This is a genomic window from Mycolicibacterium tokaiense (genome assembly GCF_010725885.1).
Taxonomy (GTDB): Bacteria; Actinomycetota; Actinomycetes; order Mycobacteriales; family Mycobacteriaceae; genus Mycobacterium; species Mycobacterium tokaiense.
On record NZ_AP022600.1, the window covers coordinates 497,563 to 517,720 of the forward strand.

General features: G+C 66.8%; 28 protein-coding genes. 19 read left to right on the forward strand and 9 right to left on the reverse strand.

What is annotated here, in order from left to right; translation table 11 throughout:
* Nucleotides 1-6: 6 nt before the first annotated feature.
* From G6N58_RS02300 to G6N58_RS02310, 3 genes are read right to left on the reverse strand one after another with little or no spacing between them, the layout of a single operon-like run.
* Entirely contained in the window at nucleotides 7-1,491 is a 1,485-nt protein-coding gene (locus G6N58_RS02300) for an MCE family protein (protein ID WP_115279894.1), read from the reverse strand.
* 13 nt (nucleotides 1,492-1,504) lie between these two features.
* Entirely contained in the window at nucleotides 1,505-2,353 is an 849-nt protein-coding gene (locus G6N58_RS02305) for an ABC transporter permease (protein WP_115279893.1), read from the reverse strand.
* 24 nt (nucleotides 2,354-2,377) lie between these two features.
* Nucleotides 2,378-3,088 carry an MlaE family ABC transporter permease gene (locus tag G6N58_RS02310; RefSeq protein ID WP_115281873.1) on the reverse strand — a complete coding sequence of 237 codons (711 nt, stop codon included), beginning with the start codon at nucleotides 3,086-3,088 and terminating at the stop codon, nucleotides 2,378-2,380.
* A gap of 491 nt (nucleotides 3,089-3,579) precedes the next feature.
* Here G6N58_RS02310 and G6N58_RS02315 point away from each other — a divergent pair, with 491 nt between their 5' ends.
* From G6N58_RS02315 to G6N58_RS02325, 3 genes are all read left to right on the forward strand, one after another.
* Nucleotides 3,580-4,194 (forward strand): TetR/AcrR family transcriptional regulator, encoded by a 615-nt coding sequence (locus G6N58_RS02315; RefSeq protein WP_115279892.1) that lies wholly within the window; start codon nucleotides 3,580-3,582, stop codon nucleotides 4,192-4,194.
* Between the two features lie 38 nt (nucleotides 4,195-4,232).
* Nucleotides 4,233-5,075 carry an alpha/beta fold hydrolase gene (locus G6N58_RS02320; RefSeq protein WP_276016510.1) on the forward strand — a complete coding sequence of 281 codons (843 nt, stop codon included), beginning with the start codon at nucleotides 4,233-4,235 and terminating at the stop codon, nucleotides 5,073-5,075.
* A 260-nt stretch (nucleotides 5,076-5,335) separates the two neighbouring features.
* Nucleotides 5,336-5,974, forward strand: a complete 639-nt coding sequence (locus G6N58_RS02325; protein ID WP_163907844.1) for a TetR/AcrR family transcriptional regulator — start codon at nucleotides 5,336-5,338, stop codon at nucleotides 5,972-5,974.
* Here G6N58_RS02325 and G6N58_RS30425 read toward each other — a convergent pair.
* A complete protein-coding gene (locus G6N58_RS30425) occupies nucleotides 5,941-6,102 on the reverse strand; it encodes a hypothetical protein (protein ID WP_170314326.1) in 162 nt (53 codons plus the stop codon). The genes G6N58_RS02325 and G6N58_RS30425 overlap by 34 nt on opposite strands.
* Before the next feature lie 53 nt (nucleotides 6,103-6,155).
* Between G6N58_RS30425 and G6N58_RS02330 the strand changes: the two genes are divergently transcribed.
* Both G6N58_RS02330 and G6N58_RS02335 read left to right on the forward strand, forming a co-directional pair.
* A complete protein-coding gene (locus G6N58_RS02330) occupies nucleotides 6,156-6,833 on the forward strand; it encodes a guanylate cyclase (protein WP_172545114.1) in 678 nt (225 codons plus the stop codon).
* Nucleotides 6,834-6,885: 52 nt separating this feature from the next.
* Complete coding sequence (locus G6N58_RS02335; RefSeq protein ID WP_115279889.1) at nucleotides 6,886-7,821, forward strand: DMT family transporter; 936 nt, start codon at nucleotides 6,886-6,888, stop codon at nucleotides 7,819-7,821.
* On the opposite strand, the gene G6N58_RS02340 is transcribed toward G6N58_RS02335, so the two are convergent.
* The 5 genes from G6N58_RS02340 to G6N58_RS02360 all read right to left on the reverse strand — a co-directional run bounded on the left by G6N58_RS02340 (nucleotide 7,760) and on the right by G6N58_RS02360 (nucleotide 10,105).
* Complete coding sequence (locus tag G6N58_RS02340) at nucleotides 7,760-8,194, reverse strand: ester cyclase (RefSeq protein ID WP_115279888.1); 435 nt, start codon at nucleotides 8,192-8,194, stop codon at nucleotides 7,760-7,762. The genes G6N58_RS02335 and G6N58_RS02340 overlap by 62 nt on opposite strands.
* A gap of 7 nt (nucleotides 8,195-8,201) precedes the next feature.
* On the reverse strand, nucleotides 8,202-8,774 hold the full coding sequence (locus G6N58_RS02345) for a dihydrofolate reductase family protein (protein ID WP_115279887.1): 573 nt from the start codon (nucleotides 8,772-8,774) through the stop codon (nucleotides 8,202-8,204).
* 5 nt (nucleotides 8,775-8,779) lie between these two features.
* Complete coding sequence (locus tag G6N58_RS02350) at nucleotides 8,780-9,160, reverse strand: VOC family protein (RefSeq protein ID WP_115279886.1); 381 nt, start codon at nucleotides 9,158-9,160, stop codon at nucleotides 8,780-8,782.
* Between the two features lie 71 nt (nucleotides 9,161-9,231).
* Nucleotides 9,232-9,573: a DUF1801 domain-containing protein gene (locus G6N58_RS02355; RefSeq protein ID WP_115279885.1), complete on the reverse strand. Its 342-nt coding sequence runs from the start codon at nucleotides 9,571-9,573 to the stop codon at nucleotides 9,232-9,234.
* A gap of 202 nt (nucleotides 9,574-9,775) precedes the next feature.
* Complete coding sequence (locus G6N58_RS02360) at nucleotides 9,776-10,105, reverse strand: putative quinol monooxygenase (protein ID WP_115279884.1); 330 nt, start codon at nucleotides 10,103-10,105, stop codon at nucleotides 9,776-9,778.
* Between the two features lie 187 nt (nucleotides 10,106-10,292).
* Here G6N58_RS02360 and G6N58_RS02365 point away from each other — a divergent pair, with 187 nt between their 5' ends.
* From G6N58_RS02365 to G6N58_RS02430, 14 genes are all read left to right on the forward strand, one after another.
* On the forward strand, nucleotides 10,293-11,798 hold the full coding sequence (locus tag G6N58_RS02365; protein WP_232067700.1) for a recombinase family protein: 1,506 nt from the start codon (nucleotides 10,293-10,295) through the stop codon (nucleotides 11,796-11,798).
* 292 nt (nucleotides 11,799-12,090) lie between these two features.
* Nucleotides 12,091-12,399: a helix-turn-helix domain-containing protein gene (locus G6N58_RS02370; RefSeq protein WP_163907846.1), complete on the forward strand. Its 309-nt coding sequence runs from the start codon at nucleotides 12,091-12,093 to the stop codon at nucleotides 12,397-12,399.
* Nucleotides 12,396-12,602 (forward strand): hypothetical protein, encoded by a 207-nt coding sequence (locus tag G6N58_RS02375; protein WP_115279882.1) that lies wholly within the window; start codon nucleotides 12,396-12,398, stop codon nucleotides 12,600-12,602. The genes G6N58_RS02370 and G6N58_RS02375 overlap by 4 nt, the downstream gene beginning before the upstream one ends.
* 140 nt (nucleotides 12,603-12,742) lie before the next feature.
* Nucleotides 12,743-12,946 carry a helix-turn-helix transcriptional regulator gene (locus G6N58_RS02380; protein ID WP_115279881.1) on the forward strand — a complete coding sequence of 68 codons (204 nt, stop codon included), beginning with the start codon at nucleotides 12,743-12,745 and terminating at the stop codon, nucleotides 12,944-12,946.
* A gap of 159 nt (nucleotides 12,947-13,105) precedes the next feature.
* Complete coding sequence (locus tag G6N58_RS02385; RefSeq protein WP_163907848.1) at nucleotides 13,106-15,208, forward strand: AAA family ATPase; 2,103 nt, start codon at nucleotides 13,106-13,108, stop codon at nucleotides 15,206-15,208.
* A 482-nt stretch (nucleotides 15,209-15,690) separates the two neighbouring features.
* On the forward strand, nucleotides 15,691-16,179 hold the full coding sequence (locus G6N58_RS02390; RefSeq protein ID WP_115279879.1) for a KH domain-containing protein: 489 nt from the start codon (nucleotides 15,691-15,693) through the stop codon (nucleotides 16,177-16,179).
* Nucleotides 16,176-16,688, forward strand: coding sequence for a flagellar hook-length control protein (locus tag G6N58_RS02395; protein WP_115279878.1), 513 nt, complete (start codon nucleotides 16,176-16,178; stop codon nucleotides 16,686-16,688). The genes G6N58_RS02390 and G6N58_RS02395 overlap by 4 nt, the downstream gene beginning before the upstream one ends.
* A complete protein-coding gene (locus G6N58_RS02400; RefSeq protein ID WP_163907851.1) occupies nucleotides 16,688-16,834 on the forward strand; it encodes a hypothetical protein in 147 nt (48 codons plus the stop codon). Before G6N58_RS02395 ends, G6N58_RS02400 begins: the two co-directional genes overlap by 1 nt.
* Before the next feature lie 37 nt (nucleotides 16,835-16,871).
* Nucleotides 16,872-17,582, forward strand: a complete 711-nt coding sequence (locus G6N58_RS02405) for a recombinase family protein (protein WP_115279877.1) — start codon at nucleotides 16,872-16,874, stop codon at nucleotides 17,580-17,582.
* Nucleotides 17,582-18,052: a hypothetical protein gene (locus G6N58_RS02410; protein ID WP_115281870.1), complete on the forward strand. Its 471-nt coding sequence runs from the start codon at nucleotides 17,582-17,584 to the stop codon at nucleotides 18,050-18,052. Before G6N58_RS02405 ends, G6N58_RS02410 begins: the two co-directional genes overlap by 1 nt.
* A gap of 70 nt (nucleotides 18,053-18,122) precedes the next feature.
* The gene (locus tag G6N58_RS02415; protein WP_163907853.1) at nucleotides 18,123-18,266 is read left to right on the forward strand and encodes a hypothetical protein; all 144 of its coding nucleotides are present in this window, start codon (nucleotides 18,123-18,125) and stop codon (nucleotides 18,264-18,266) included.
* 183 nt (nucleotides 18,267-18,449) lie between these two features.
* A complete protein-coding gene (locus G6N58_RS02420; protein ID WP_115279876.1) occupies nucleotides 18,450-18,689 on the forward strand; it encodes a hypothetical protein in 240 nt (79 codons plus the stop codon).
* Entirely contained in the window at nucleotides 18,686-19,345 is a 660-nt protein-coding gene (locus tag G6N58_RS02425) for a hypothetical protein (protein ID WP_115279875.1), read from the forward strand. Before G6N58_RS02420 ends, G6N58_RS02425 begins: the two co-directional genes overlap by 4 nt.
* A gap of 47 nt (nucleotides 19,346-19,392) precedes the next feature.
* Nucleotides 19,393-20,157 carry a hypothetical protein gene (locus G6N58_RS02430; protein WP_115281869.1) on the forward strand — a complete coding sequence of 255 codons (765 nt, stop codon included), beginning with the start codon at nucleotides 19,393-19,395 and terminating at the stop codon, nucleotides 20,155-20,157.
* The last annotated feature ends 1 nt before the right edge of the window (nucleotide 20,158 follow it).

A 20,158-nucleotide genomic window follows, 5' to 3' on the forward strand; every position in this document is an offset into this window, starting at 1 on the left:
GGTGGTCTAGGAGCCGGGGACGACCGGGTTCGGGGTGGGTGTCGGCGGCAGCGGCGTCGGGGTCTGCCCGGGAGCCGGAACGAAGAACGGTTCCGATCCCGGCGTCGGCCCCGGATCGCGAGGCTGTCCCGGCGGCGGCGCCGGCGGCAGGTTGTTCCACAACGGCGTGCCGTCCGGGGCGTACATCCGTGCGCCGTAGGGGTAGTCGCCCGGTTCCGGGATGACCTTGGGCGGATTGCCGACGTTCGGGCCCGGTGCCGGACCGCCGAACAGGTTGCGCACACTCGGCGGCTCGGGGATGCCGCGTGTGACGGGCAGGTAGTTCGCATAGCCCGGGAACCCGATGCCCGGGTTGGGCCGGATGTCGACTCCCCCACCCCAGCCGGTGTTGGTGACCAGCGCACGCACCGGCCAGTTCTGGTCCGGGATGGGCAGCGATCCGCAGCCGGGCTGCCCGCCGGGGCCGCCCTTGGCGCCGATGATCGGCAGATGGTCAGGGAACCGGTACTGGTCGTCGCCGGCCAGAGCGCCGCCGTCGACGATGAAGGACTTGCCGTTGCCGCCGGTCGCGTCGTAGGCCCCGTTGTCCAGCAACCACTTCGCTCCCACCAGCATGCAGGTGTACTCGGGGTTGTACTTGTACAGCAGGTTGGTGGTGGGCTCCAGGTTGTTGATGCCCTTGATCAGGTTTTCCTGGTTGGGCGCTAGCAGAGCGATACCGCTGTTGGACAGGCCGATCACGTTGAGCAGCAGCGCATCCAGCGGCTCGGCGTTCTCCACCACGGTCTTGCTGGTGACCGAGGCCGCGTCGAGGGTGCTCAGGATGTTCTGTGCGGCACCGGCGTAGGCGTCACTGAAACCGGCCAGAGCCTGCCAGTCCCGGCGGATGGTGTCGGCGCGGGGATTCAGCGCCAGCAGCACCTGATTGAAGTCGGTGGTGGCCTGCCCGATGCGCTCGCCCTGTCCGCGTACTCCCTCGGCCAGCGCCGAGATGACCGCGTTGAGCTTCATCGGGTCCACGTGGTCGAGCACGCCGACAAGATTCTGGAAGACCGTGTTGACCTCGGTGGTGACATTGCGCGACCGGACCACTGCGCCGGAGGCCAGCCGTTCGGAGCTGGGGTCGTCCGGGTAGATGAGGTCGACGAACTTCGCCCCGAAGACGGTGGTGGCGCGGATCTCGGCCTCGATGTTGGCCGGGATGTGCTCGATCTGGTCGGGGAAGATCTCGAGTTTGAGGCTCACCGGCTCGGTGCCGCCGGTGATCTGGCTGACCCGGCCGACCTGGACCCCGCGCATCTTGACCTTGCCGCCGGTCTCCATGACCAGACCGGCGCGGTCGGAGGTGAGCGTCACGGGAACGTAGGTCTTGTAGGACCCCGAGAACAGGGCCGCGGTGCCGAACACCAGCGCAGCGATCACCAGCAGGAGAATGGCTGTCCACCACCCCGGATGCAGGCCCTTGCCCTGTTCCTTCTCCGCGAAGTCCATGACGTGTCCCCGCCTATCCGGCCAGGTTGAAGTTGCCGGACTGGCCGTAGACGGCCAGTGAGATCATCACGGTCACCAGGGCGGCGATGATCAGCGAGGTACGCACGGCCCGGCCCACGGCTTCACCCACGCCGGCGGGCCCGCCCGAGGCGGTGAAGCCGTAGTAGGTGTGTACCAGCATGATCACCAGGGCCATCATGATCGCCTGCAGGAACGACCAGATCAGGTCGACAGGGTTCAGGAACGTCCGGAAGTAGTGGTCGTACACACCGGTTGACTGCCCGTAGATGAAAGTCGTGCCCACGCGGGCGGCCAGGAAGCTCATCAGCACCGCGACGCAGTACAGCGGGATCACCACCACCACACCGGCGATGACACGCGCCGAGGCCAGATAGGCGATGGTGCGGATACCGATCACCTCGAGGGCATCGATCTCCTCGTTGATGCGCATGGCTCCCAGTTGCGCGGTGGCGCCGGCCCCGATGGTCGCGGCCATGCCGACCCCCGCTGTCAGCGGGGCGATCAAGCGCACGTTGAAGAAGGCAGAGGCGAAACCGGTGAGCGCCTCGACACCGATGGTGGCGAACTGGTTGTAGCCCTGCACGGCGACCAGGGCACCGGTGGACAGCGTGAGGAACCCGACGATGGCGATGGTGCCGCCGATGACGGCGAGCGCCCCGGCGCCCAGGCCCATCTGCGCGATCAGCCGGATGATCTCGGTCTTGTAGTACAGGAAGGCATCCCAGATGCCTTTGAGGGTGTAGCCGTAGAACTTGGTCTGCAGGCCGATCCGGTTCCACCCGTCGGCCCAGCTCCGCAGCGTGCGCTGCAGGCGCGGGTTGTTTCCGTGGACGGCCGTCATGCTCGCACCCTCATGCTGTGTACCTCATACGTCGGCCTCCACGCCCACTGCGGTCGCGAGCACGTTGATGACGAACAGCGCGATGAAGGTGAACACCACGGTCTCGTTCACGGCGTTACCCACTCCGGCCGGACCACCACCCACGGAAATGCCCTTGTAGCAGGCGATCAGGCCGGCGGACAGGCCGAACAATGTGGCCTTGACCAAGCAGATGACGACGTCGGCCGGGCCGGTGATCAACGTCAGGCCGGCGACGAATGCGCCCGGGGTGACGTTCTGGACGAACACGGAGAAGAAGAATCCGCCGGCGATGCCCACCACCACCACCGAGGCCGACAGCATCAGCGCCACGATGGTGGCCGCCAGAACGCGGGGGACGACGAGGGCCTGGATCGGGTTGATGCCCATCACCCGCAGCGCATCGAGTTCTTCGCGGATGGTGCGGGCGCCCAGATCGGCGCACATCGCGGTGGCGCCCGCGCCGGCCACCACCAGCACGGTCACGATGGGTCCGATCTGGGTGACCGTCCCGATCGCGGCTCCGGTCCCGGAGAAGTCGGCGGCCCCGAACTCCACCAACAGGATGTTGAAGGTGAAGACCAGCAGCACGGTGAAGGGGATGGACAGCATCAGAGTCGGCACGATCGAGACCCGCGCGACGAACCAGGTCTGCAGGATCAGCTCTCGCCAAGCGAAGGGGCGCCGGAACATCGCGACGAAGGTGTCGAGGGTCATCGCGAAAAAGCCCCCGACGGAGCGCACCGGCTTGGCGATCAGCTCCGGGGTGGCCACGCAACGATCCCTTCCGCGTCGGCGACCTGGCCCGTGTCCGCCTGAGTAATCGACCGGACGCGTATCAAACGCATGAGCCGCTGATTTCCCTCCGACACCGAACCTCTTCCTGCGAAATCTGTGACTCATGACACAGACCGCCCGAAGAACGTACACCACGCTTTTCGGGGCGAGCAACACTTCGCACAAGTCGTCGAAGCATTGCCCACAGCCACTCTGTGACGCCTGAGATCTTCGCACACGGAGTCCACTGACGTGCACGGTCTGGGCGATCTGCGTCACACCGGTTTCCGTGGCCACGGACCAGCAAATTGTGACCCGAAAAGAACGTCTCGGAATTGCCAAATGACAAATAGGTACGACAATTGGTCACAGTTCTAGAACGCTATTTCGCAAACGGCAGCGAATTGCATTTGCAGCGTTAGCGTCGGTATATGTCCGTGTCGGTCACCGCCGGAGGCTTTTCCGGCAACCCATCGGGATTGACACGTGTCAAGATCAGGACCCGACGGTGGGCGAAGACCACAGCGACCCAACAACGCATTCTCGATGCCGCGGCTGCGGTATTCCGCGAGCACGGTTTCACCGCTGCCACCATCGGGGATGTGGTGAGCACTTCGGGTGCCAGCATCGGCAGTATCTACCACCATTTCGGCGGGAAATCAGAACTGTTCCTCGCGATCCACGAGAAGCTCAGTGACACCATCGGGGCGCAGATGGCCGCCGCCGACTCGCCGACAACATTCGACCGCCAGGCCCGGGGCTATCTGGAGGCCATCTGGGAGCATCGTGACGTCGCCGTCATCCTGGCCTCCGACGATGTGCCGCCGGGATACGAACGCATCCGCCGCGACAGCATGCAGGCCTGGTTTCACCATCTGCTCGCCGACCAGGACCTGGACATCTCTGCGCACGACGTCCTGCTGATACGGGTCCTGATCGCCGTGCTGACCGAATCAGCCGCAGAGGTCATGACCTGCACCGACCACACGTCTGCCGCCGCAGTGATGGACGCCGCGGCAGCTCACCTGGGCCGACTGCTGGCCTGAGGTCGTACCGTCGGATATCCGCGGTATCGAGAGGACGCCTGTTGAGCACACCCAGCACAGTCGGGTTCACCGGCGCCGACGGCCTGACCCTGGTCGCCGACGAGTGGAACCGGGGCGCCCCTGGCCAGAGCATCCTGCTGCTGCACGGCGGTGGCCAGAACCGGCACTCCTGGAAGAAGACCGGCCAGATCCTTGCCGACAAGGGCTTTCATGTCGTCGCCGTCGACACCCGCGGACACGGTGACAGCGACCGCTCCCCCGACGCCGACTACGCCGTGGAAAGCCTGGCCGCCGACGTGCACGCACTGATCGAGGACGTCGGGCCGCCGGTGGTCCTCATCGGTGCCAGCATGGGTGGGCTCACGGGCATCCTGGTGGCCAGTCAGGCCGGCCCGCAGGGGGTCGCCAAACTGGTGCTCGTTGATGTCGTTCCCCGCTTCGAGAAGTCCGGCAGCGCGCGCATCCGCGACTTCATGTTCAACCACGTGCACGGCTTCGATTCCCTCGAGGAGGCCGCCGATGCGGTGGCCGATTACCTGCCGCACCGCACCAGGCCTCGCAACCCCGAGGGCCTCAAGAAGAACCTGCGCCTGCGTGGCGGTCGGTGGTACTGGCACTGGGATCCTGCGTTCCTGACCAAACCCGCCGACGATCCGTTCGAACGGACCGACAAGCTCGAAGAGGCGGCCATGGGCCTGCAGATCCCGCTGCTGCTGATCCGCGGCAAGCTCTCCGATGTGGTGAGCGCCGAAGGTGTGGACGATTTCCTGCAGAAGGTGCCCCGCGCCGAGTTCGTCGAACTCGCCGAAGCCGGGCACACCGCCGCCGGTGACGACAACGACGCCTTCAGCGAGGTGGTGGTTCGGTTCGTCACCCGATGAGTGGTCACGACGAGTGGCCCGGTGAAATCAATTGGCTCGCACTGGGCATGCGGCCCCTGGGTGAACATTTCATTGCGAAGAAAAATTGTTCGAGGAATTGTCCCCGGCATCGTCTCCGTTGTCGACGAAACTTGCCGCGGCCGACGGGATGGTTGAAAGCGACAGTTGATGCGCAGTCCGCGCGGTCTGCGGTACGTTGCGACAAACGCCGCGAGGGCCCCGTCATCCCGATCGGACCCCACGACACAAATGCGAACTGGATGCCGAAACCACGCAACGCTCCCCGACAGCAACGGTCCCGCGCGACCTATGAGCGCGTCCTGGATGTCGCGGCCAAGACATTCGAGGAACTGGGCTACAGCGGAACCACCACCAACAAGGTTGCCGAGGCCGCCGGGATCTCGATCGGCACCCTGTACCACTATTTCCCCGACAAGGACGCGCTGCTGTACTCCCTGGCCGAGCGCCACCTGGCAGGCGCCAGGACCTCGATGATGGAGGCGTTCGAGCGCTTGCGCGACGAGCGTCCGTCCCTGGAAGATTCACTGCGCGCCGGCATCGAAGCCAACGTCCGACTGCACATCGAACATCCGCAGCTCCACCGACTGCTGTACGACAGCGCGCCGCGCGCCGAGGCGCTGCTGCAGCGCCTGCGCGCCGCCAACGCCACGATCGCCGAGGAGGTGGCGCGGCACTTCGAACGGCTGGACGTCGCCCGCGGCAACCGCCAGCTGGTAGCCGCCATGCTGGTGGCCGGGATCGAGGCGCAGGTCCATGCGGCCACGCTCGATTCCGGCGCGCCCGTCGATCCCGAGCGGTTGGTCGACCTGTTGACCAACCTGTGGACCAAAGCGCTGGCCACCGATCAGGAACCGGACTCCGACTCCGCCAGCCGCTGATGCAGCCGCGCTCGAATCTCGTTCGGCGTGTACGCATTTCGCCGACGTTGATCCCGCGCTACCAGGACGCCGCCGGCCGCCACCCCGACCACACCGGCCAGCCCGATCCACTTCCACACGTTGCGCACCCCGACAGTGTGCCTAAGCTGCCGGGGTGAGCGCGAGCATCGGTAACCACAGCGTGTCCCTGAACGAGGCACTCGAAGTCACCCGCACCGGCGACATCTGGCTGTTCCGCGGCGGCTCCGGGCCCGACCGGGCGATCCAGACCATGACCAACGCTCCGGTGAACCACGTGGGGATGACCGTAGCCATCGACGATCTGCCGCCGTTGATCTGGCACGCGGAGTTGGGCGACAAGTTGCTGGATCTGTGGACAGGGACCAACCACCGCGGTGTGCAACTCAACGATCTGCGCGCCGCGGTGGAGCAGTGGATGGTCAAGTACGAGCAGCGCTGCTGGCTGCGTCAACTCACGCCGCATGCCACGCGCGCGCAGGAAGATGCCATGCTCAAGGTGATCGCGCGGATGAACGGCACCGCCTTCCCCACCACCGCACGCCTGACCGGACGCTGGATGCGCGGCAGGCTGCCCACAGTGAGCGACTGGACTCGCGGAATTCCGTTTGTTCACAAGAAGGTTCGTGAATCCGCCGAACGCAGCAAGGCCACCCGCCGCGACCGCCTGGAAACTGCCTACTGCGCTGAGACTGTGGCCATCACCTACGAGGAGATGGGCCTGATCAACACCGAGAAGCGGGAGAACTTCTTCGACCCCGGTTCGTTCTGGAGCGGTGACGAGCTTACCTTGACGCCGGGTTACGAACTGAGCAAGGAGATCTCGGTTCTGCGGCCTTGACCGCCCGGAAAAGCGCGCGACGCGCCCGCGCTGCAACCGCTAGGTTGTCCCCGTGACAGCGGAGGCCGGCAGCAGTCGACTGGGCCTGCTCTACATCAGCACGGCCGGGGTGCTTTGGGGCACCGGGGGTCTGGTGGCCACCGTGCTGCACACCCGCGACGGGCTGGGCGCGATGACCACCAGCGCCTGGCGGATGCTCCTGGCCGCGGCGGCGATACTGGCGTTCCTGTTGATCATCCGGCGGTGGCGCACCCTGATCGCGACCTTCCGCGCCCATCCTGTGCGCACGGTCGCGGTGGGCACAGGAACAGCGACCTACCAGGGGCTGTACTTCCTCTCGGTGCTGATGGTCGGCGTCAGTGTGTCCACGGTGATCGCGCTGGGGCTCGCGCCGGTGCTCACCGCGGCGTGGGAGCACGCGGTGCGCCGGACCGTGCCCTCGCTGCGCGATGTGCTGGTGTTGGCCGCGGCGCTCACCGGGCTGGTGGTGGTTAGCGTCGGCGCCGACCACGTCGCCCCGACGGCCGGGGGCAACACCGCGCTGGGAATCGGGCTGGCCATACTCTCCGGCGCGACATACGCGGCCACCACCGTCCTGGGGCATCACCTGGCGGTGCGGGTGGATGCGGTGGCGCTCAACGCCTGTGCCACCACTGCCGGAGCGGTGGTGCTGGCACCGTTCCTGGTGTTCGCCGTCGCGAGCGGGGCCCCCGTACTGCCCGGCGACGGGGTGTCCTGGGCACTGCTGATGTACCTCGGGGTCGCCACCATGGCCGTCGCGTACGGGCTGTTGTACCTGGGGCTGCGAACCACGCCCGGGTCGGCCGCAACGGTGGCGACCCTGATCGAGCCGGTCTCGGCGGCACTGCTGGCGGCTGCCGTGCTGGGCGAGCGGCTCACCTGGCTCACGGTGGTCGGCGGGCTGCTCATCCTGTCGGCGGTGGTGGCTCTGCGGCCGTCGCCGGAGGAGCCGACAGCTGGTCTCTGACGGCCTGGGTGTCGATCAGAGAACGCACGTCCACGATCTTGGCGTCCACCATCCGGTAGAAGACGTGCTCGGCGAAAGACACCTGCGCACCCGTCGGCTCGGCGCCGAAGATGCGGCGACGCGGGGTGCAGCAGAAGACCAGACGGCAGGACACCGCATCACCATCGGCGAGCAGGATCTCGGGCACGAACTGCAGATCGGGGATGTTGTCGACGTCGGCTTCCAGCATCGCCCGGTACCCGGCCAGCCCCACTGGCTCGCCGTTGTACCGCACGTCGTCGGCAACGAACCTGCCGAGATCGTCCCAGCGCCGCGAATTCAGACACGCGAGGTAGTCACGGTAGACGGCCGACAACTGCTGCGGTTCAGACATCACACCATCATGGCTGTGTCCGCTGTGCCTCGTAGCGCAGCAGCACGGTTCCGCCCGGGAAGGTGCGATTCTCCAGGAGGCGCAACGGGATCCAGGACGGCAGGCTCGGAAAGAACGGGGTGCCCCCACCCACCGCAGTGGGTGAGACCACGATCCGGTACTCGTCCACCAACCCGGCACGCACGAGCGGCGCCGCCAGCGTCGCGCCGGCCACCTCCAGCTGCCCGTCGGTCTCGGCCTTGAGCGTGCGCACCGCGGCCACCGGGTCGCCGCGCTCCAGCCGGGAGTTCCAGCCGACCGACTGCAGCGTGCTGGAGAACACCACCTTGGGCATGGCGCACCACACGTCGGCGAAGTCGCGGATCATCGCCGTCGCGTCCGGGTCCTGGGCGGCCGTCGGCCAGTACGCGGACATCAGCTCGTAGAGCCGCCGCCCGTAGAATGACAGGGCCGTCTCCCGCTCGAAGTCGTTCCAGTACTGGTGTAGTTCCTCGCTGGGATCGGACCAGTCGATGTTGCCGTCTGCGTCGGCGATGTAGCCATCCACCGAGATGCTCATGCCGTAGATGAGTCTGCCCATGCTGTTCAGACCTCCTGCAGGTAGACGAGCACATTGCCATCGGGATCGGTGAACTCGAACATCGGCGGAGCGAAGTCCAGCCGTAGCACCTCATCGCGAACCGAGGGATCATGGGCCTTGATGACCCGATGGGCGGCATCGGCGTCGGGCACCGCCATGCGGACGCCGATCGGGATCTCGCCGTCCCTGTCCAGCAGCGACAGCACCACCTCAGACCCTGGAAGCCCGACCTCGATCAGGCGCGCACCTGGCCACAGCTGCTCGTCGATCAACAGGTCGAACCCGAGCAGATCGCAGTAGTACTGCTTTGCGCGCTCCTGGTCCGACACCGGGATCGACACCGAGATGATCCGCGTGGTGGCGATGGGGGCTGGGACGTCAGTCATGGCGTGCCTTCCTTCGATGTACCGACAACAGTTCGACTGCTGTGATCGAGGAAACTCACCGCCGGACCCTGTTAGGTGCGGTTGGCTCTCACTGCCTCGTGTATCAACGCGGTGAAGGCGTCAGCGTCCAGGTGGTCGTTTTCGTGCAGATCGATGGCCCGCCGGACACCCGCGTCGAGACTCGCGTTGAACAGATGGTTCGGGTCGTTCAGGGACGCCCCTTTGGCGAAGGTCATCTTGACCTTGTCCTTGTACGTCTCCACGGTGCAGATCAGGCCGTCCAGGGAAAACGTCGGCACACCGTCTGGGTTGGACGGCTTGCGCCACTTGGACTCCTCGATGACATCGGGTTCGGCTTGTTTGATCAGCGCGCGTAGTTCGCCAACCCGATCGATGCGCCAATCCCCACTCACCGCCGCCAATGTACTCGGCAGATCTGGCTGTGAATGCGTAACCCCACCGAAATCCGCAGCCGGACAACGTCGGTCATCGAGCAGTGTCATTCCCGCCTCCCCCGTGGCGGTGGTTCTCACCACGACACCTCCGGCAACACCGGCGCATTCCATGCTGCCTCAGAGGCATCCGCCCAGCTGCATTCGAACAGCGACGATCCAGTCACGAGGAGGGCGCAGCCCGAAAAGTCAGTTTCGTCGAGTACACCGCAGGGTGCGGTTCTGCGCCCAACGCTGCCATCCTGGAGGCGATCTTCTTTGCTGCATCGTCCTGGCGCGCCGCCGCAAGGTCGTCGTGCCCGCGCCACGTCGTGACGTTCAGAACGTGAGTTCCGTCGTCGCTCGGCAAAATTGCGCCGTCGAGGTAGCCCGGGCGGCGGCTCAGTACGTCAGCCAGGCTGGAACTCATCAGCTCGACCAGCTCTGCCTGGTTTTCGCTGGGCACGTCGAAGCGGATGACGATGGTGATCGGTTGGCCGCTGGGTTGGGTCATGCTGGTTCCTCCTGTGGGAAGCGATCGCTCGGCAGGATTGCAGTCACCACCAACACAACGGCATGAGATATCCAAAGGCTTCACACCGCTGCGACCGGAACCACAAGTCTCACGCGCAGATGTTGAACGATCCGACTACACGTTGAAGCGGAACTCCACCACATCAAAATGTCGATAAACTAGTCGTGTGAGCAGCCAATCCGCCCCGGCCAAGCGCCGGAAAGCCTTCATCTACCTGCGGGTTTCCCGCGACATGACGGGCGAACGCCTTACCGTTCAGCGCCATGAGAAGGACTGCCGGGCGCTGTGCAAGCAGCGCGGCTGGGATGTCGCCCAGGTGTTCACCGATAACTCGGTGTCGGCCAAAGGCACCGCCTACCGAGCACAGTTCAACGCCATGCTCGCCGCTATACGGCAGGGCGGCGTCGATGTAGTGGTGGCGTGGGCGCTAGACCGCTTCATGCGCAACGCCCGCGACCGGCTGGCGTTGGTGGAGGCCTGCCGCGAGCACGGGGTGATGATTGCCCTGGCGCGGGGCGGCGACATGGACCCGACCACCGCCACGGGGCGCATGACCATCGACGTGATCGGTGCGGCGGCTCAGATGGAAATCGACATGAAATCTGAGCGCCAGATAGCGGCAGCCGTGCAGCGCGCCGAGAACGGCAAGCCGCCGCTGGGCGTGCGGTTGACCGGCTACACCGCCCGGGGTGAGCTGGTGCCCGATGAGGCCGAGCTGGTTCGCCGGGTGTTCAAGCTGTTTCACGCCGGGGAGTCGCTGCGCGGCATCGCCCGCACCCTGACCGATGAAGGTCTCACCGCCCGCAGCGGGAAGCCGTGGAATCCGTCCACCGTCTATGGCCTGTTGTCGAACCCGCGCTATGCGGGCCGGTCGACATACCGCCGCCACGAGGCGTCCAGGGCCGCCCGCCAGGCCCGTTCGCGCGGCCAGGCCGTGGATGCGCTGGCGGTCACTCATGGCACCTGGGAGGCGCTGGTCACCGACGATGTGTTCGATGCCGTGCAGGCTCGCCTGACTGACCCCCGGCGGGTCACCAATCGCGTAGGCACCGACCGCAAGCACCTGGGCTCGGGCTTGTTCCTGTGCGATGAGTGCGGCCAGCCGGTGGTGAGTTTCAGCGGTGGGCGGTATCGGTGCAAGGCGGCGTGTGTCAACCGCGCCCACGGACCCCTGGACCTCGCCCGCGTGCGGCAGATCATGGCGGACCCCGAAGACGGCCAGCAGGCGCCCCCGGCGCGCGGCGTGGACGAGTTCGTGACCGCGTTGGTGGCTGAGCGGCTGAGCCGCGCTGACGCCGCACACCTGTTGGCCCCGCCTGAGGTCGACACCGCTCCCCTGCGCGCCGAGCGTGACAACCTGCGGGCGCGGCTGACCAACTTCGAGCGCGACTACGCCGCCGGGGACATCACCGGGCGGCAGCTGCGGGAGGCCACCGAGAAGGTCAATGCCGAGTTGGACGCGGTGGACGCCCGACTTCGGTCAATGACGCCCGGCGGGTCGGGGCTGGATGACGTACTGGCCGCGCCCGACCCCGCCGAGGCGTTCCTGGGGGCGTCGCTGATGTCGCGGCGCAGCGTGATCTCCGCGCTGTGTGAGGTCAGGTTGCGCCGGGGCACGCGCGGATCAAAGACTCTTGACCCCAACACGATTCGCGTCGAGTGGCGGTCGTAGACCCGGCGACTGAGAAACCCGAGTGAGTCGGGTATCTAAATAAGTTGCACCACAATGTCTTTCACCTAGACATTGTGAGTGATCATGAGCTATCTTTGCCTCAGCGTGCCGCGTCAACGCCGCCCAGTCGCCAGCGGCACGCCCTGACCGATCCGCCCGATGCGGTGAACTCAGGACGAACTACACAATGGGCACCTCCCAGAGGTGTCCGAGCGTGCTCCTTGGCAGGCCGAGGACTGGGGGCCTCGATCAAGTAAGTACGCGGAACCGAGCAAGCCATTCGGAGTTCCGCGTGCCCGCTGCACCCCTTGCCACCATTGCGACCGGCGGCCTTTTCACCACCGAAGAGATCGCCCGCAATCTGAGGCGTTCGACCCAGACCATCCGCCGATGGGTGGTCGAGGGAATGCCCGTCCATAGGGTCAACCGCCGATTGCATTTCGACCCCGCCGAGGTTGACGCGTGGATCCGCGCCCGCAACGACGAGAACCCGGCCAACGATCACCGCACCGCCATCAAGCGTTTGGTCGACGCCGCGCCGGAGCTGACTGCTGAGCAGGCCGAGCGCATCCGCGCCGTGCTGACGGGCGGTGCCGCGTGAGCCTCTACGACTACCGGGCGTCTCAGCAGATCGGGTCCACCGACCAGCCGTTCTACGCGCTGATCATGGCCGCGATCCGCAAGGCCGACACTCAGAACGCCGCCCGCCTGAGGATGGCGTTCCCCGAGGTGCACGCCGAGTTCACCGCTCGCTACGACGCCCCCGGCGGGATGTTGCCCGTAGACCAGGCGAGGACAAGCTGAGTGACCGGCTGCCGTGATTGTAAACCGATTGGGCCACAACCCCGTCCGACTCGGACGACTCAACTGTTGCTCACCGGGGGTCTGCACGGTCGTGTGCTGTATTTGCCCGTAGATGCACACCACCTGAGAGGAGATCAGCCATGACGAACACCGTCACCGACAGCGACCGATTCATCGGTCTACGTGAGGCTGGGGAACGGGTCGGCCTGTCGCCGTGGTCGATTCAGCGCCGAATTCGTGAGGGTCTGTTGCCCGCCTACCGAACCAGCCCTACCTCGGCGCTGCGCGTCAAGGTCAGCGATGTGGACGCGCTGCTCACGCCAGTCCGCCCCGGCGATGCGTGAACGAGAGGCCCGCAGCGTGAATGACCCCTTACAGCAGTGATGCCGCCCGGCTCCGCGCGGTTGGCTTCGGCGCGATGTGAGCCGGGGCGGCATCACCCCAACGACGACCCGCTCCAGTGGGTCAAGCCCTCCGAACCGACCAAAATCCGAAGGAACACTGTGAATAATACCGCCAACCCCGGCGACGAAGCCCGCTCGAAGGTGAACGGCGACAACGTGCATGAGCTGTTCGCCGACGTGGCCGACCCCGATGCGGACGGCCACGCCAAGAGCCCGTATGCGCAGCGCCCGGTCAAGCTGGCCGAGGACGCTCAGTTCGGCTCGCCTCAGGCCGCGACCACCGTGGGCGGGCTTTACGCCGCCGAGCACGGCAAGGCCCGAGGCACGCTGACCGACGGCGGGTACAAGGCGGTGGCGGCGTTGAGGTCGGTATCCGTGGTCGACGCCAAGAGCCTTGGCCTGATTGACCACACGCCCTCGGAGGCCGATGTGGCGCGGTGGTACCACGAGGGCGGTTACGGGCAGTGGGAGCCGACCGAGGCCAGCGTGCTGCGCGCCGGGATGAAGACTGCGATGAAGGGCCTGGACGCCACACGCAAGGTCGCGCTGACGACGGTTGACGCCTTGGCCGGCAACGGTGTTCCGTGGGCGGTGAGGGCCGCCGCCCGCGCCGCCGCAGACAACCTCGACTCGGGGGTCAAGGCCAAGACGTATTCGTTCACCCTGACCGAGCTGTACAACGACTACGACGCCGCCACCGAGGATCTGATCGGCCTGCCGCCGATGACGACCGAGACCCGGTTGGCGTCGTTGCGGTTGCTCAGGACGTGGTTCAAGGCTGAGGATGCCCGTGCGCTGTCTGAGGGGCGCGAATTGGAGGCAGCACGGGCGATAGGTGAAGTGCCCGAGTGGGAGTGGTTCAAGCCGAACAACCGCGCCAACGACCGCGCCCCGCACCTGGTGGCGGGTCTACTCAAGGGGGGTGAGGCCTCGTCGGCGCTGCTGGTAGCCCAGCGCAAGGCCGGGAAGTCGACCGCGTGCGATGAGATTGCACATGCGCTGGCAACCGGCGGGCGGGCGTTCGGTCAGCTGGCCACCGCTTTGCCCGATGGGTGGCGGGTGGTCGTGCTGGACACCGAGATGGCCGACGAGGACATCATCGACACCTATGCGCGGTGTGGACCGTTGATCAACGCGGGCCGGGTGCTGTACGCCGACCTGATCGGGCGCGCCGCGTTGCTCGACGTGCGCACCGAGAAGGCCCTGGCCTACTGGGATGACAAAATCCCCGAGCATTCGGTCATCATCATCGACTGCCTCGGGCCGCTGCTCTCGGCAGCGGGCATCAGCGAGAATAGCTCCGACGTTGCGATGATCCTTGACGGACTGGTCACGCTGGCCAAGCGCCGCCGCTCGGTGCTGGTGGTGGTGCACCACCTCGGCAAGGACGAGACTCAGGGCGCACGAGGCCATTCCAGCATGGAGGGCAAGTTTGGCGCGGTGCTCAAGCTGACCTACCACGGCGACGAGCCCGGCGATAATCAGCCCCGGTTCCTCAGCGCGTACGGGCGGCGCGGAATCGGCCTGGGCGGACGGCGCAAGATCACCCGAGACGCCGATGGTCACCTGGTGATGGACGGTGACGCCACGGCCACCGCCGGTGCCGCGCATGCCGAACAGCGGCAGCTCGATGAGTCGATCTTCGAGCTGATCAACATGTACCCGCTGCTGTCGGTGACCGGGCTGGCCGAGACGCAGGCCGCCAAGACAAGCAAGTGGAGCGGCGAGGCGATTCGCTCGGCGCTGGACCGGCTGGCGTCGGCGGGGCGGGCCGTCAACCTCGGTAACGGCGGCGGGCATATGTGGGTGCCTCAGTGGCTGCGTGACCCGACCGCCGACCACGACCGTCACATGCACACCGCCGAGACCGCGAACAGCATCGCAGTGGAGGGCTCCACCGCGCACGAGGCGGCGGTGCGGGTGTGCGTTGAGGCGGTGTGCGCCTTGGTGAAGCGTGACCCCACGCAGGCGGGCCTGCCGGAGACCAAGATGCTGACGGCGGTGCGGAAACCGGGCTACCCGCCGCGCAAGGTGCATATCGTCGCGTGGACCCGGTGGAAGGCCGCATGCGACGCCGCCAGCGCGGGTCAGCTGAGCCCCGTGGTGATCACCGACCCCGATCAGGTGCTGAGCCTGCCGACTCCCGAGTGGAGCAAGGGCCAGGGCGTGTACCGGCTCGGTGTCGGCCCGAGTGACAAGTAGGGCGCGGTGGCTCGCGCGGGCTTGCCACAGGCGGTCTCATTGGCGGAATCGGTGACCTTGGCTTTTGGGTTTGGCCGGGTCCGCGAGAGCGATCCCAAACCCGCAGTTCAGGGAGGTGACGATTTGAGGGTTCGGGCAGGGTTTGGCCCCAAACCCCAAACCCTCAGTTCAGAGCCGGTTTTGGTCGAATTTGGCGGTGGGTTTGGCCGAAATCGAAGGGTTTGGTCACCGCCGCTTGGCCAAACCCAAACCCTCAGCTCAGAGGTAGTTTTGAGGCCAATTGAGGCACAGGGTTGGGTTTGGTCTCGTCAGGGTTTGGTCTTGGGGGGGTGTCTAGGTACCCCCCAAACCCTGAAACCTCAAACCAAACCCGAACCCGTCAGGAGAGGCGGCGGGAGAGCTGCGGTAGACGCGGTGACTGTCCCACCCGGCGTCCATTGGCGCGCCAAAGGGTCTGCACCCCATCAGGACATAATCAGGACATGCCTCCCGTGATGAATCGACAGGACGCCCGCGCCCGCGCCGAGGAAGCGTTCCGGCTGCGGGCGGCGGGGCGCACCTGGGCCGAGATCAGCCGTGCGCTCGGGTATCGCGGACGACAGTCCGCGCAGGACGCCGTGCGCCGTCTGTTGGACCGGACGCCGCCCGAGACTCCCGGCCAGGCCCGCGCCCGCGCCGACGAAAGCCTCCGCATCACTCAGTCGGTTCTGTTCGGGCGGTTGGCGGCGGCGACCCAGAGCGGCGACGACGAGACCCTGACCAAGCTGGCCAAGGAAATTCGCGCCACCGTGGCCGAGCGGTCCAAGTTGGCCGGGGCCTACGCCCCTCAGCGCACCGAGGTCGACGTGACCGTTAGCGGCGACCCGACCGCGATCATCGCCAACGCTGAGCGCGAGCTGTTGGCCCTCATAGCCGAGCGGCAGCAATCGCTGCCCGCCGCACCGATTCTGGAAGCCGAGGTAATCGAATGACCCCCACCCTGATCACTACCGCCAGCGATGTTGTGACGGCGGCGATGGGCATCGCCAAGGACGCCGCCGAGGGCCGCCTCGGTCCAACTGATCTGGAGGCTGAACTCCAGGTCGAACTGCGAAACCTCCTCGGCGTCGTCGTCGGCCCCGACGACCCGGCCTGGCCGGTCCAGCTCGACGTCGCACGTGCTGTCATCGCGGCGGGCGGCATCCCCACCGACGAACTCAGCGAGTGGGTGGCCGTGCAGCGCCGCCGTGAGCGCCCCGACGAGGTTGATCCCGCCCAGACCCCGCCCGAGCCGGTTTCGGCGCCCAGCGGGTCACACAGCCCCGAAGCCGATGCCGCCGAGGCCATCACCGAGACCCCCGCCGAGCCCGAGGTGGTGGCCGGGCTGACCCTGGTGCCCGATCCCAAGCCCGCGCCCGTGGCCGCGCCGCCTGTCCAGGCTGACGGCGGTTCGTACGATCCGTTGCGAGGTTGGCAGCCCGGCGGAACTCGGCGGCGCTGATGGACCCCGCCGAGATCGCCATCACCGCTGGACAACTGCGGGGGGTGGTGGGTGCCATCGAACGCTGCGAGCTGGAGGCCACCACGCAGCAGGCGGCGTATCTATCGGGCGCAGCCGATGCGCTGGAGGCTCTGACCGAGGGCTAGATTTATGTGAAACGGTCATTTCACGTTATTGTTGAGTATGACCGCGCCCCGCCGCCGCAAACCAGTCGCCCCCGCCAACACCGTGGTTGCGTACCTCAGGGTCAGCACCGACGAACAGGCCGTCTCGGGCCTGGGCATCGAAGCCCAGCGAGAGACCATCGCCCAGTACGCCGTGCGCAAGGGTCTGACCGTGATCGGTGAGCACGTAGACGCCGGTATCAGCGCCAAGTCACTGACAGGTCGGCCCGGCGCTCTCGCCGCCCTGGAGGCCGTCCGCACTGGACAAGCTGCGGGCCTGCTGGTGGCGAAGATGGACCGGCTAAGCCGATCAGTCCACGACGGCGCGGGTCTGATGGACGAGGCGCGACACGCTGGGTGGGCGCTGCACTTCGCCGACCTCGACATAGACACCAGCACCCCCGCTGGCGAGATGGCTGCCAACGTGATCATCTCGGCATCCCAATACGAGCGCCGCCTGATCAGCCAGCGGACCCGTGATGCTCTCGCTGCCAAGCGCGCTCGGGGAGACCGGCTTGGCCGTCCGAGCAAGACACCGCCCGAGGTGACCCGCCGCATCGTGGCGGACCGGGCAGCGGGCATGTCGATGCGCGTCATCGCTGAGACGCTGACCGCCGAGGGCGTGCCGACAGTGCGCGGTGCTGCCGTCTGGTCCATCAGCACGGTCCAGTCGGTGCTCAAGTCTCAGGACGCCGCGCGCCTCGCACCGACCGGAGCGGCGTCGGCGTGATGACCGCTGGCCCCGTTGACCTCTCCACCTTCGCCGGGTGGCTGACCTTCGCCGAGTTGGCCGACACCAGCGTGCCGAGAGACGCGGGCGTGTACGTCATTGTTAGGCCCACCGACGACCCACCGCAGTTCCGTCCCGACGCGCCCTACCGTGGTGACGCGCCGCTTCCCCTCACCGACCTTCACGCACGCTGGGTAGTCGGTGAGCGGCTGGTCTACATCGGGATGGCCAGTCTCGGCGCCAAGAGAGACGGGCTCCATCGTCGCCTACGCCAGTTCCGCCGGTACGGAGAGGGCCACGCGGCCAGACACTCTGGTGGACGCCGCATCTTCCAGTTGGCCGACCACACCGGCCTTCTCGTCGCCTGGCGCGTCACCGATGACACTGAGGCCCGTAACACCGAGCGCGCGATGATCGCCGCGTTCCAGACCCATTACGGGGTTCGCCCGTTCGCCAACGACGCCGACTGACCGCCCGATTTTCGGTTATCACAAATTGGCGCAAACGATCTGGCACACCTGGCGGTGACACACTGGTGTCATGGCCAATGACACCAGCACCCCTACCCCGAAGCTCATCTCCGACTGGCACACCCGGCAAGACGACGAAGGCGGGCCGATGCCCCAGACCCCGCCGACCGATCTCGGTCAGGACTGGCGCCCGCGCCAGAACGGTCTCGACTAAGCGCCACCTGACACGCCCGACACGCCAACGACCCCGGTTCGATTCCCCGAGCCGGGGTTGTGGCATTTTCGCAGGTTGTATGCACCCACATATCCGACCCAATCGGTGAACTAATCTGCGCCGCAATACGTTTCGAATTCGCACCGTCGCACCGTCGCACCCTCGGGGTCTACCGTGGGCCTCATGACAGCAGTCGCATCCCCGGTCATCGACCCGGCTGAACGCACAGCGGCCAGCTGGTCGGCCACGCTGGCTTCCCTCAAGAGTCGCGGCGTACCCGATGACGATCCCCGCGTAGTCACCGCCCGAGAGGGCCTGGCCTATCACCGGGTGCATCGGGCCGTCACCGCCGAGTCCGGCCACCTGAGCGCCGCCGGTGTTGACCGCCTGGTCGCTCAGCTGCGCCAGGGGGTCTCGGCGTGACCGTCAAGGCGCTCAACCGAACACCTGCCGCCCTGGCAGCGCGGCGGCCTGCGCCCACCCGAACGTTTAGCCAGCCCGAGCAGCGGGAGCGGCGCCAGCAGGGTCTCGTCGTCCAGCTCACTGGAACTTGGTCGCTGACTGATGAGATCCGTGACATCTGCATTCCCCTGGCTGACCGGGTTGCCCAGCGCCGCTCGCCACGCGCGTACCTCAGATACGCCGAGGATCTCACCGACGCGGTGGGCGAACTGATCTTCGTCGCTGGCGGTCTGCTGGCTGAGGCGAAGGCGCAGAACCAGACTCGGCACCTGAGCCTGGAAGAGCGGGGCCGGGCAATGGCGGCGGTGCGTGCGTTGGCCCAGCGGCCCCGGTTGCCCGAGATCACCAGCGAGGCGCTGGTTGAGGGCGTGTGGGGCCACCAGCTGACAGCAGCGGCAGCGACCTACGACCGTAATCTGGCCCGCCTGTTGGGCAACGCCCTCACCGGCGCCGTGAGCGACCGGTTACTGCGCGCTCTCGCCGGGGTTGACCACGCCGCCCGCGCGCTGGGGCGCCGCCTCGACCGTGACGCTCAGACCCCCGCCAAGGCCACTGAAACCGTCTCCGACACCGACCGCGCCCGAGCTGAACTCGCCCGACTAGGAGTGACCCTGTGACCGCCTCGACTTCTCTGCCTGACTTCCTGGTCCAGACCTACGACCACATGGTGCCGGTGCCGTTCACGCCGCCGCCGCTCAGCCCTGCGCCCCACGGCTTGTACGGGGCTACTCAGTGGGTGCCCGAGACCGGGCCGACCCGCTGGCTTGACGCCGGTGTCCAGATCCGCCCGGCGGGAAATTACGGCGGCGCTGAGTCTTTCGGTGTGTGGAACGCTGGCTGGTGCGCCAGCCTGGACGATCTCACCCCCGAGGACCGCAAGATCGGGCTGCGGCCCGAGGTGCCCGAGCCTTTCGACGCCATGACCGTCTGGGGGGCGGACGGCTGCGATCTGACTGAGCCCAGCCGGGCCGAGGTCGAGACCCGCGCCGCCCAGGTGTTCCGCCTGGAAGAGCACAACGCCGTGGAGCGTCAGTTCGCCGCCCGGTTGCTGACCGACGCCGTGGCGCCCGCTGAGGCCAACGACATCGTTGCCGCCGTGTCCGCGTTGGAGATTGCCTTGGGGCGCACCAACACCCTGGGGTTCATCCACGCGTCCAGCGGTTGGGCGGCCCGGGCCGCTCAGGCCAACTTGCTGATCCGCGCGGGCGCCGGGTACATCACGCCGCTGGGTCACCGTTGGGTGTTCGGCGGCGGCTACATCGACGGTCTGACCGACACGCTGGTGGCCACCAGCCAGCCCTACGGGTGGCGTTCTGAGGTCCAGCTGCGGACGGCGGTGGATCAGCACGTCAACACCTTCATCGCCATCGCGGAACGCTCCGTGGTGGTCGGGTACGAGCGCCTCCTCGGCGCGGTGGAGATCGGCTGAC